The 10950-nt window shown below is 64.7% G+C and carries 10 protein-coding genes and 4 pseudogenes; 12 read left to right on the forward strand and 2 right to left on the reverse strand.

Annotated features, from left to right (window positions below; all coding sequences use genetic code 11):
* The first annotated feature begins 260 nt into the window (after window positions 1-260).
* The 5 genes from VH499_RS19495 to VH499_RS19515 all read left to right on the forward strand — a co-directional run bounded on the left by VH499_RS19495 (window position 261) and on the right by VH499_RS19515 (window position 4747).
* Window positions 261-1010, forward strand: coding sequence for a CBS domain-containing protein (locus VH499_RS19495; protein ID WP_332054418.1), 750 nt, complete (start codon window positions 261-263; stop codon window positions 1008-1010).
* Between the two features lie 13 nt (window positions 1011-1023).
* Window positions 1024-1341 (forward strand): hypothetical protein, encoded by a 318-nt coding sequence (locus VH499_RS19500; RefSeq protein ID WP_332054419.1) that lies wholly within the window; start codon window positions 1024-1026, stop codon window positions 1339-1341.
* 504 nt (window positions 1342-1845) lie between these two features.
* Complete coding sequence (locus VH499_RS19505; protein ID WP_332054420.1) at window positions 1846-2580, forward strand: helix-turn-helix domain-containing protein; 735 nt, start codon at window positions 1846-1848, stop codon at window positions 2578-2580.
* Window positions 2581-2719: 139 nt separating this feature from the next.
* Window positions 2720-3709, forward strand: coding sequence for an ABC transporter ATP-binding protein (locus tag VH499_RS19510; RefSeq protein ID WP_332054421.1), 990 nt, complete (start codon window positions 2720-2722; stop codon window positions 3707-3709).
* 450 nt (window positions 3710-4159) lie between these two features.
* Window positions 4160-4747 carry a hypothetical protein gene (locus VH499_RS19515; protein WP_332054427.1) on the forward strand — a complete coding sequence of 196 codons (588 nt, stop codon included), beginning with the start codon at window positions 4160-4162 and terminating at the stop codon, window positions 4745-4747.
* 46 nt (window positions 4748-4793) lie between these two features.
* Here the strand turns inward: VH499_RS19515 and VH499_RS19520 are convergent, their stop codons facing one another.
* Window positions 4794-5237, reverse strand: a complete 444-nt coding sequence (locus VH499_RS19520; protein ID WP_332054422.1) for a hypothetical protein — start codon at window positions 5235-5237, stop codon at window positions 4794-4796.
* 459 nt (window positions 5238-5696) lie between these two features.
* Between VH499_RS19520 and VH499_RS19525 the strand changes: the two are divergent.
* Window positions 5697-6200: pseudogene (locus VH499_RS19525) on the forward strand (ArdC-like ssDNA-binding domain-containing protein); the annotation flags it as partial.
* Window positions 6201-6287: 87 nt separating this feature from the next.
* On the opposite strand, the pseudogene VH499_RS19530 reads toward VH499_RS19525, so the two are convergent.
* Window positions 6288-6644 (reverse strand): annotated as a pseudogene (locus tag VH499_RS19530) (zincin-like metallopeptidase domain-containing protein); the annotation flags it as partial.
* Here VH499_RS19530 and VH499_RS19535 point away from each other — a divergent pair.
* The 6 genes and pseudogenes from VH499_RS19535 to VH499_RS19555 all read left to right on the forward strand — a co-directional run.
* Window positions 6622-7131, forward strand: a complete 510-nt coding sequence (locus VH499_RS19535) for a hypothetical protein (protein ID WP_332054423.1) — start codon at window positions 6622-6624, stop codon at window positions 7129-7131. The pseudogene VH499_RS19530 and the gene VH499_RS19535 sit on opposite strands and share 23 nt — an antisense overlap.
* The gene (locus VH499_RS19540) at window positions 7083-7502 is read left to right on the forward strand and encodes a hypothetical protein (RefSeq protein WP_332054424.1); all 420 of its coding nucleotides are present in this window, start codon (window positions 7083-7085) and stop codon (window positions 7500-7502) included. The genes VH499_RS19535 and VH499_RS19540 overlap by 49 nt, the downstream gene beginning before the upstream one ends.
* Window positions 7456-8238 (forward strand): hypothetical protein, encoded by a 783-nt coding sequence (locus tag VH499_RS19545; protein ID WP_332054425.1) that lies wholly within the window; start codon window positions 7456-7458, stop codon window positions 8236-8238. Before VH499_RS19540 ends, VH499_RS19545 begins: the two co-directional genes overlap by 47 nt.
* A gap of 11 nt (window positions 8239-8249) precedes the next feature.
* Window positions 8250-8450, forward strand: a complete 201-nt coding sequence (locus VH499_RS19550) for a hypothetical protein (RefSeq protein ID WP_332054426.1) — start codon at window positions 8250-8252, stop codon at window positions 8448-8450.
* 273 nt (window positions 8451-8723) lie between these two features.
* Window positions 8724-9659: pseudogene (locus tag VH499_RS26190) on the forward strand (methylase); the annotation flags it as partial.
* 263 nt (window positions 9660-9922) lie between these two features.
* Window positions 9923-10950 (forward strand): annotated as a pseudogene (locus tag VH499_RS19555) (strawberry notch family protein); the annotation flags it as partial.

A 10950-nucleotide genomic window follows, 5' to 3' on the forward strand; every position in this document is an offset into this window, starting at 1 on the left:
CGATGTCCAAGATACGGCAAACGGCTTTGTCATCATCGTCGCGGTCGGCCTTTCGCTTTACGTCGCCGGTCCCTCGACCACGATCCTGGTGCTGGCGCTGGCCCATGACCGTCGACGAGAGGCCAAGCACCGCCGATGTCATCTCCGGCCACCGTCAGAACCGCGTCTACGATCGCATGCGCGGCGCCGCCTCGAGGCTGCCGCTGATGGCGATGCGGCCGCTGGCAACATGCTTTTCGGAACCGGATTGATCTGGCGCAATGCGATCGCCAATCGTCGGTGGTCTGCTCGCGCTTGCAATCGACGCGGAGGGCTCGGCGATGCGGGCGGCGGATGTGATGACGAGCGAGGTGATCACGGTGGGCGAGGATGCGTCGGTGCAGGAGGCCGCAAGATTGATGGCGGATCACGGCATCAGCGCGGTGCCGGTCCTCGACCGCGTCCGTCGCGTCATCGGCATGGTCAGCGAAGGCGATTTGTTGCATCGCGCCGAGACCGGCACCGAGCGGCGCCGCCCGTGGTGGCTGGAAATCGTTGCGTCGACAAACGAGCTGGCCGCCGATTATGTCAAGTCGCACAGCAGCAATGTAAAAGACGTAATGACCCGAGACGTGCTGTCGGTAACCGAGGAGACGCCGGTCGCCGATATCGCGATTCTGCTGGAAACCAACCGCATCAAGCGCGTGCCGGTGCTGCGCGGCGACCAGCTGGTCGGGATCGTCAGCCGAGCGAACCTGGTGCGAGCGCTGGGGATGACGGTGGATAAAGGGCCAACCGCCGCCGAGGCCGACGATCGCGCGATCCGCGCGCGGCTGTTGGCCGAGCTAAAGGGGCAAAAATGGGCCGAAGTCTCGCCCGCCAACATCACGGTCAAGGACGGCGTTGTCCACTTATGGTCGTCCTACTATTCCGATAAGGAAAAGCGGGCGCTCATCGTCGCCGCTGAAAGCATCCGCGGGGTACGGCGGGTTGAAGATCACATGCGGCCGGTGCCGGCTTACCTGGTGTAAGGGAGCGCGGGAAATGTCATTGCATCCGATCATCGACAAGGCCGAAGTCTCGGTTGATTTTCCGGACAAGGCCTATATCGGTAATTTCAGCCGCCACTCGCAATTCGATGCCTACGCCGATGCCGACAGCGTCGCGATCAGGCTGGTTCGGCCCGGCGAGGATCGCCGCGAGGCGGTGGTTCACCTGCATTATGGCCTTCTCGCCGACACCCTCGGCGAGCTGGCGCGGTCTCTGGCTGCGCGTGAGCCACTCGATGACCAGCATCGCAACGAGCTCAACCAAGCCGTTCGGCAGCTCGCCGTCTCACTCGAACCGCGCCCAGCGAGCTGAACGCGGGCAGCCCGCATCATGCGGAAGAAACCGTGTTACCCGCTGCGTGCTCTGTCGGCAGCCGTCTGCTTCACTGCTCTTCCCGCCTGGGCCAGATGCCGACGATGGACCGCAAGTCGCACGGCGTTGGTGCGTCAGTTGCCATCTGATCGGCGGCAAACCGGCCGGCCCCGTTCCACGGCGGCCGCCCAGCTTCGAGATGGTTGCGCATAGCGGCACGACAGCCAATCAATTGCGGGGCGCTCCTGTCGCACCCACATGGCGCGATGCCGAACCTGACGCTGACGCGCGCCGAGGTCGATGATCTTATCGGCTGCGTCGAGACGCTGCGCTGAGCACGCCCGATGGCTGGCCGTGTAGCGGGGCTAACGGGCTTCTGGCGGCCCCGTTTTCGCCGGCAGCGACGAACCTTAGGCCTACGGTCCGTAAACATAGGTAAGTAGTTTTGCGTACGTAATTTCCCTAAGGAGCGTTCCTAATTTCGCCCGGGAAAGAACAGGGGCAATGCTCTCTCCGGCGATAAGACTGGAGGGGAACATGTATAGGCAGCTTGGCAATTCCGCCTATCAGAGCGGATTGGCAGGGCCGGTAGCCGGCTACAATACCGTTGCCCAGTCCGGTCAGTTCGATGCGCTGATCGCGCTGGAGCGGATCGGCAGGCGAGTGAGCTTCGCGCGCAACGACGAAATTTACGCCGAGGGCGACAAGCCGAGCTGGTGGTTCAAGGTGATTTCTGGGTCGGTTCGGATCTGCAAGCTGCTCGCGGACGGCCGGCGCCATATCTCCGAGTTTTGCTTTTCCGGGGACTGCTTTGGCCTCGATAGCACCGGCGAACGTCTGTACGCAGCCGAGGCAGTCGATGACGCCATCGTTATGCGCTTTCCGCGGGGCGCGACCGAGCAGGTTATGGAACACGATCCGGTGGTGGCGCGATTCTTGCGCGACGTGACGCTGCGCGATCTGGCCAGCGCGCATAGCCGCACCTTGCTGCTCGCGCGGATGACTGCGCACGAGCGGGTTGCGACCTTTCTTCTCGAGGTGTTCGAGCGGCGGACACGGACAAAGACGATCGACCTGCCGATGTCGCGCGTCGATATCGCTGATTACCTTGGGCTGACTGTCGAGACCGTGTGCCGCACCCTGTCGATGTTCAGGCGCGACGGCATTATTGCGGTTCCGAACCCGCACCGGATCGATCTGCTCGACCGCGCCGCTCTGGAAGCGATCGGCGAGGCCTGACTGGTTGACGATGGATCGATCCCGGGCGACGGCACCACGGAGCGTGCGGACCGATCGGGCGGCTGGAGCTGGGAGACAAACCGGTGGCCTTCGGCGGCTTGGCGCAGGCGGTTAAGGCCTCCCCCGCAGGCATTCGGCGATGACCTTGTCGCCGTACAACCTGCCGACCACTCTCTTTCGCTACATCTGGGCGGTCAGCTGGCAGCACCAGATTGCGCTGGTCGGATTGACGGTCATCGCTTTTCTGCTCGAGATCGTCCCGCTCGAGCTTCAACGCCGCGTGGTCAACAACCTAGTCAAAGAACGGCCATTTCATATCGTGATTGCGTTGTGCGCGGCCTACGCCGGCGCCGTCTTCGTCCAAGGCGCAACCAAGCTCGGCCTCAACGTCTATCGCGGCTGGGTCGGCGAAAATGCGACGCGAGATCTGCGCCGCCACGTGATCGGATATTCGAAGTTGGCGCGGGCGGCCGCGTTCGGAGCCGACGTACAGGGCATCGGCGCGGCAATGATTGTTGCGGAGGTCGAGCCGATCGGCGGTTTTGTCGGCGGAAGCCTCTCCGAGCCGCTGCTCCAGGCCGGCGTCTTGGCATCTGTCCTCGCCTACATCGTACACCTCGACCGCTGGATGGCGATGGCGGCGCTCGGACTGTTCTTGCCGCAGCTGATATTCGTGCCGGTGATGCAGGGCGCGATCAACCGCCGCGCCAATGCGCGGGTTTGGCTGCTGCGGCAACTCGGGATAAGTACTGTCGAGAGCGGCAGCGCCGTAGGGCAGGAAGGAAGCGCGGATGCAAAGCGCATCGATCGCGTATTGCACCTCAATATGGGAATCTTTAAGCTCAAATTTTCGATGAACTTCTTTATGAATTTCTGCAGTCATCTGCAGGTTGTGGCAGCCCTGCTGATCGGAGGCTGGATGGTGCACACCGACCAACTGGAAGTGGGCGGGGTCGTCGCATTCATTTCGGCGGTCGGACGTTTGAACGACCCCTGGGGCGATCTGGTCAACTACTTTAGAGATCTGAGCCTGACGCAGGTGAAGTTCGGCCTCATCGCCGACAGGATCAACGAAAGCCTCGCCACGCCCGGCGTTCGGAATGTGGAAGATCGTGGCGTGGTGGCATGAGCGGCCACGTTGCCGGCCTGGGCGCATGCGGCGGGAGGAGATGGCAAAGCCAATTTAGAGAGCGCCGAAAAGGGTCAGGGTGGCAGGTTCCGGCGCGGCGGCGGCAGCGCCGGCGTCGAGGGCGGCGGGGCGGGCGGGTCGTCGAACAGCGAGGGAGCGTTGCCGACGCGCCACTGCGCGGGATTGTCGCTACTGCTGGGCAGCCCCTCAACAGAGCCCGGCCCCAACCGCGGCGTACCCTTCCGGTGACAGCCGCCTTGCGATAAGGTGGTGGTTGAGGGCCGTCTGGAAGCACCGATGCAAAGGACAGGGCTTGCACCAGTGCAAGAGACGGTGCGATGGCGCGAGTAGAAAGTGATAACGGGCCTGGAACGGCGGCGGCGCTGGTCCGAGGAACACTAGCGGGCGATCGTCTCCGAGAGTTTGGTGCCGGGTGTGGTGGTCAGCGATGTGGCGCGCCGCGCCGATATCGGCGCTGGCCAGCTCTATCGTTGGCGAAAGGAATTCCGCGCCGTCGCGGATGGTTTTGCGCAGGTGCTGATCGCGCCGCCCGAGATACCTGCGGCGCAAGTGGCGGCGGGTGAGCCGACGATCGAGCTGGAGCTCGCCGGCAAGGTAAGGGTCCGGATACCGTGCTCGGTTCCGGCGGATTTGGAAAACATTGAGCGCCGTGCCGCCTTTCAAGGCGATGCGCGGCCCGATCAGCGTGTCGGCGCCGAAGGCGTCGAGAATGTCGATCAGCCGGATCACGCGCTCCAGCGTCGCCGGCTGGAGTTGCCGCTCCGCTGCAAGGTCTTGAAGGGTTTCTCGCGAAGCGACCATCAGACGTCTTCAAAGGCAGAATCGACGGCCTGCGGTGGGAGAAGCACGCGCCACGGTTCGACGAGAACGCACGGCCAGGTTCAGCACCCAGCTCGTGGGAGCCGAGCTCGCAGGCGTGCCAGCACCTCCTCGGTGACACCGAACGCTGCGCGCCGCTTTTCCAGCCACCAGCCGGAAACGGAGGCTATTGAGCGATTGTCGAGCAGTTCGATATAGTCTGCGACCTTTGCCGGGTCGAGATAGCGCACCAGTTCCAGCGACTTCAGGACTTCCTTGACGCCGCCGGCGAGTTCCGGCCGGTGCGGACGTAGACGACCGTGCGTTGGACTGCCGTCACACGCACCGCCACACCCTGCCGATCCATGGTCGTGGTCAGGTAGTCAGCCTTGCCTGCTGCCAGCAACGCCTTCGGCGGGGTGACGAAGCGGCAGGCGCTGAACGGCAGGTCCACGAGTTCGGTCCGTCCGGCGCTGATGAGCTGGACCTCGTTGAACTCGGAATAGGCTATGCCGTGCAGCTCGAGCGCGGAGTGAAATCCGAGAACGCCATCGCTGCGTAGTTTGCTCGCCGCGGCGAAGCGGTCGATCACCATCCGATCCGCCGCCAGATGCGCCGGTACGGCGGCTAATACCTCGCGGCTGACGCGCTTGAGGTTGCCGGCCCGCAGGTGATGCCGGGGCAGGCTGGTGACATTGGCCGCGCTCACCGGATGACCAAAGGCCGCTCAGCCCGTGTGAAGACCGGGTGCGCCGATAGAAAGCTGGCCGTCTTGTGCTGGCGAGGCCGCGTGTCAGTGGCGATTCTGCATGATAGGGTAATAAATTTGCCTTTATAGAGCAAATTTGTCAACGAACCCCTAGTGGGAAGGAGGTCCCACGAGCATGGCTTCCGTCACGAAAAATGTATCGTAGCGGGCCACGAATTACCCTTTTCGGTACAATTTATCGAACCCGGATAGGCCCCCGAATTCCCAAGAGCCGAAGCGCTACCCTGACGGAAACGCTAATTTGGGGGAAAGCCTCCCCCTGCGGCCGAGCCCGTCGTCTTGGCCGACCCCTTCTGCGGGGACACTCCGCAACGCCCCGAGAGTGAGAGTGCGGACGGGTTTTCCGTGACGGGCTGAGGTCTGGGAGAGGGCTCCCGGCGCCCGTCGCGGAGATCCGCGATGCCTAGAGATGCCGCTCGCGCTCGGTCCGGTGCCAACCGGACGAGCCTCTACGATGAAATCACCGCCAAGATCCTTGCCGAACTGGAAGCCGGCCGTGTGCCCTGGGTCCAACCTTGGGGCACGGCCGCGGCGAAAACGCCGCTCGCGATGCCGAAGAACGCCAGCACGGGCCGGTTCTATTCCGGGATCAGCGTGCTTATCCTCTGGGGATCGGTCATCGAGCACGGCTTCCCGGTCCAGGGCTGGCTGACGTTTCGCCAGGCCCTCGGTCTCGGCGGCAACGTCCGCAAGAGCCAACACGGCACCACCGTCGTCTATGCCGATCGCTTCATTCCCGATGACGAGAAGAAATGCGCCCAAGAGACTGGCGAGGAAGCACAAGCGATCCCGTTCCTCAAGCGCTTCACCGTCTTCAACCTGGCACAATGCGAAGGCCTGCCGGAGAATCTCGTGGTCGCCGCACCGCCACCAGAACCGGGCCTCATCCCCAGGAAGAAAGCCGAGAAGGAAGTCGGCGGCCTTGCTCGCCTGCGACGCCGCGCGGACGATGGCGCGGTTGTCCGCGCGCAGCACCTCCAGCCAAGAGCCGATGTAATCGGCATGGCGTACGGTCGGCAGGATGCCGAGCGAGGCGCAACAAAATGCGGCGTTCATCTCGGCGACCAGCTCTTCGAACGCGTACTTCTTGGAGCCGAAGGAACCCGAGAGATCCGGCGCGTGAAGACCGGCGTTTCGATCGAGGAGCTGGCCGAGGACATCGCTCGGCGCACGCTCCTGCAAAGCCTCAATGTCCGGCCGGTGCTCGACGCTGAAGGTGTCGAGAGCGGCATGTTCGAGGTTCCGGCCGGTGGCCGGCGCTATCGCGCTCCAGCTTCTCGTCAAACAGAAGCGCCTCGCCAAGACCGCGCCGGTGCCCTGCGTCGTGCGCGACGCCAGCGTCGACATCTCCGCCGAAGAAGACTCGTTGGCCGAGAACGTTCACCGCGCGCCGCTCCATCCCCTTGACCAGTTCCGCGCGTTCCAAGCATTGCGCCAGAAGGGTCAATCCGAAATCGCTGCCGCCTTCTTCGTCGGCGTGAACGTCGTGGAGCAGCGGCTGCGTCTCGCGACGGTGTCCGAGAAGCTGCTCGACATCTACGCCGAAGACGGCCTGTCGCTTGAACAGCTCATGGCGTTCACGGTGACGAACGATCACGCCCGTCAGGAGCAGGTCTGGGAATCACTGCAGCGCTCGTACAGCCAAGAGCCCTATCAGACCCGCCGCATGTTGACCGAGCGCACCGTGCGCGCGTCGGACAGGCGCGCCCTATTCGTCGGCCTCGATGCCTATGAGCAGGCTGGCGGCATCGTCCTGCGCGATCTCTTTCAGCAGGACGACGGCGGATGCTGGAGAATGTCGGGCGGCTCGATGCGCTGGTCGCCGAGAAGCTGAAGGCTGAAGCGGAGAAGATCGCCGCCGAAGGATGGAGGTGGATCGAGGTGAATGTCGATTTCCCGTTCGGCCATACGCATCAGTTGCGCGAGCTCGAAGGGACGCCGACGGATCTCTCGGCCGAGGAACAGACGACGATCGAGGCGTTGAAGATCGAGTACGCCAAGATCGAGGCGGACTACGAGAACGCCGACGAGCTTCCCGACGAAGTCGATGCTCGACTCGGCGAAATCGAGACGGCGCTCGCTGCCTTCGAGAATCGGCCGGTCAGCTACGATCCCACCGAAATCGTGCGCGCCGGTGTCTTCGTCAGCATCGACTCGGATGGCAGCCTTCTCGGTCGATTGCGGCTACGTCCGTCCGGAGGATGAGACGCCCGTCAGGACGAACACGGACAGTGAAGCCGGCATCGACGGCAATGCGAGCGATGGCGGCGAGCCTTCGGCGCCTACCATCCAGCGTGCCGTCATCACGATCGGCGGCCAGCCCGAGGCCGAGGACGATGAGGAGGATATCGTCAAGCCACTCCCGGACCGGCTGGTGAACGAACTCACCGCCTATCGCACGCTGGCGCTGCGGGATGCGGTGGCGAACAACCCTCATGTCGCGATGACAGCGGCGCTGCACAAATTCTGCCTCGACACTTTCCAACACAGCGCGGCAGGCAGTTGTCTCGAAGCCTCGGTGCGGCACGTGTTCTTCTCAATCCAGCCGCCTGACTTGAAGGACAGCGCGCCCGCGAAAGCGGTCGCGGAACGGAACGAGGCGTGGAAGGCAGACCTGCCGAAGGACGAGGCCACTCTCTGGGACTGGCTCGCCGCTCTGGACGACTCCAGCCGCGCCACGCTGCTCGCGCACTGCGTCTCCTTCGGGGTCAATGCCCTCTATGAGAAGGGCGACCGCTACGGCGGCCCAGGCGTCTCGGTTCACGGCGTCCAGCGCCGTCTCGTCCGGGCCGATCGTCTCGCGCGCGCGGTCGGGCTCGACATGGTCGAAGCCGGCGGCCGACCGTCGACAACTATCTCGGCCGTGTCACCAAGCCCCGCATCCTCGAGGCGGTGCGCGAGGCAAAGGGCGAACAGTCCACGCAGCTCATCGACCACCTGAAGAAGGCGGACATGGCGAAGGAGGCCGAGCGCCTGCTGGAGGGCACCGGCTGGCTCCCCGAGCCGCTGCGCACATCGGATGCCGACGCCGCGGAGGCAATCGACGGTAATGTCGCGGAGAGTGACGAGGCTCTGCCCGTCTTCCTCTCCGACGACGAGGAAGGCGCCGGTGAAGAAGACGCGGACGAGCCTGCCGTGATCGCCGCTGAATAATGACCATGAGCGGGGCGGCATCGGCCGTCCCGCTGACATTTCTGATTATCGTCCTCAGCGCCCGGCCATCGCGTCGGGCGCTTTCGTTTTGAAGGATCGCCAGCGTCAACGAGAGAGCGAGAGGCCGGCCGGGAGGGATTTGAGCCGATCGGGATCGAGAGAGAGCGCCCGTCGGCTCGGCCCGCACCCGCTCTCCCGAGGTTCCCTTCATGACGACTGTTTCCCGCCTGTGCGGTTGCGCCATCGCCCACATCCGCATCTGCCGGCATCCTCCAGGCCGCGCGACTCCTCCTTCTCGATCTCGAACGCGGACGGCGCATCGACGCCGGTATCCTGCGGTTCGCAATGGAGACAGCCTTCGGCGCTTCCGATGCCGCCGGCGCATGGGACTGGAAGGCGGCGTATGACGCTTGCGAAGCCGCGACCGTCCTGTTCTTGCACAAATACGGCAAGGCGCTTTTCCGCAAAGCCGACTCTCGGCTTCACGACTTGCCGCGCTGACGAAGATCGCCGGCCTTCTGCCCACCCACACGCGCCGTTCGGAGGAGAGCCAGGCGCTCCAACAATTCTCGACGCCGGTCACCCTCAGTCTGGCGGCCTGCACCGCAGCCGCCATTACGTCGGCCGATTGCGTTCTGGAGCCTTCAGCCGGCACCGGGCTTCTCGCCATCCTGGCCGAGATCGCCGGCGGCACGCTCGTGCTGAACGAGCTGGCCGACACGCGCGCCGTACTCCTCGACCACCTCTTTCCGGGCGTCACCGTCAGTCGCTTCGATGCAGCGCAGATCGACGATCATCTCGACGCTGCAATGGCGCCCACCGTTGTGCTGATGAACCCGCCATTCTCCGCAGTGGCGAATGTCGACCGCCGCATGGCCGACGCCGCCCATCGCCATGTCGCCTCGGCGCTGGCGCGTCTCGTCGACGGCGGGCGGCTCGTGGCAATCACCGGCGCCAATTTCGGCCCCGAGACGCCGGCGTGGCGCGATGCCTTTGTCCGCCTACAGGAGCACGGCCGCGTCGTATTCACAGCGGCGATCGATGGCGCTGTCTATGCCAAGCATGGCACGACGACCGAGACCCGCCTCACCGTAATCGATCGCGTGCCGGCGCCTGACCCGGCGCGGTTTCCACAGTCCGCAGGGAGCGCGCCCGATGTGGCGACGCTGCTCGCCTGGATCGCGGAGCATGTCCCGCCACGACGCCCGATCACCACGACGCTCCGCGCGGTGTCGGTCGGGAGTTCTGCAACGCCGCGCACCGTTCGCGGCTATCTCGCGCGCGCCGCCGCGCAGCCAGCGGCGGCGGCCATCGCCGAGCCCGAAGGTGTCGAGCTTGCCTACGAGACCGTGGACTGGACGCCACCCGAGGGCAGCCATCTCACGGATGCGCTTTATGAGGAATACGTCCTTCAGTCGATCCGCATTCCCGGCTCTCAGGCGCATCCGACGAAGCTGGTGCAGTCCGCGGCGATGGCCTCGGTCGCGCCGCCAAAACCCTCGTATCGGCCGCATCTCCCGGCGAAACTCGTCACCGATGGCCTGCTGTCCGACGCGCAGATCGAAAGCGTCATCTACGCCGGCGAGGCCCATGCCGATTTCCTCGCCGGGTCGTGGACGGTCGATGAGACTTTCGACCTCGTCACCGCCGTGCGCGACGAAGCGGAGAACGCGGTCCGCTTTCGCCGGGGCTGGTTCCTCGGCGACGGCACTGGCGCCGGCAAGGGCCGCCAAGTCGCCGGCATCCTCCTCGACAATTGGCTGAAGGGCCGGCGCGCGCCGTCTGGATCAGCAAGTCCGACAAGCTGATTGAGGACGCGCAGCGCGACTGGTCGGCGCTCGGCATGGAGCGGCTCCTCGTGACGCCGCTCTCGCGCTTTCGCCAGGGCACGCCGATCCGGCTTGGCCAAGGCATCCTATTTGCAACCTATGCCACGCTACGGACCGACGAGCGCGGTGAGAAGCTTTCGCGCGTCCGGCAGATCGTCGAATGGTTGGGCTCCGGTTTCGACGGAGTGATCATTTTCGACGAGTCGCACGCCATGCAGAACGCCGTCGGCGGTAAGGGCGAGCGCGGCGAGCAGGCACCGTCGCAGCAGGGACGCGCCGGCCTCAGACTCCAGCACGCCCTGCCGAACGCCCGCGTCGTCTACGTCTCAGCGACCGGCGCCACGACTATCCACAATCTCGCTTACGCCCAGCGCCTCGGTCTGTGGGGCGGCGAGGATTTCCCGTTCGCCACGCGCGCCGAGTTCGTCGAAGCGATCGAAGATGGCGGCGTCGCGGCGATGGAAGTGCTGGCACGAGATCTCAAGGCGCTTGGCCTCTATGCGGCCCGCTCGCTCTCCTACGAAGGTGTCGAGTACGAGCTGGTCGAGCACCAGCTCACGCGTGAGCAGATCCGCATCTACGACGCATATGCCGGCGCCTTCTCGATCATTCACAACAATCTCGACGCGGCGATGCGCGCCGCCAACATCACCAGCGAGACCGGCACGCTG

This window comes from Reyranella sp. (assembly GCF_036558665.1).
In the GTDB taxonomy this organism is placed as follows: domain Bacteria; phylum Pseudomonadota; class Alphaproteobacteria; order Reyranellales; family Reyranellaceae; genus Reyranella.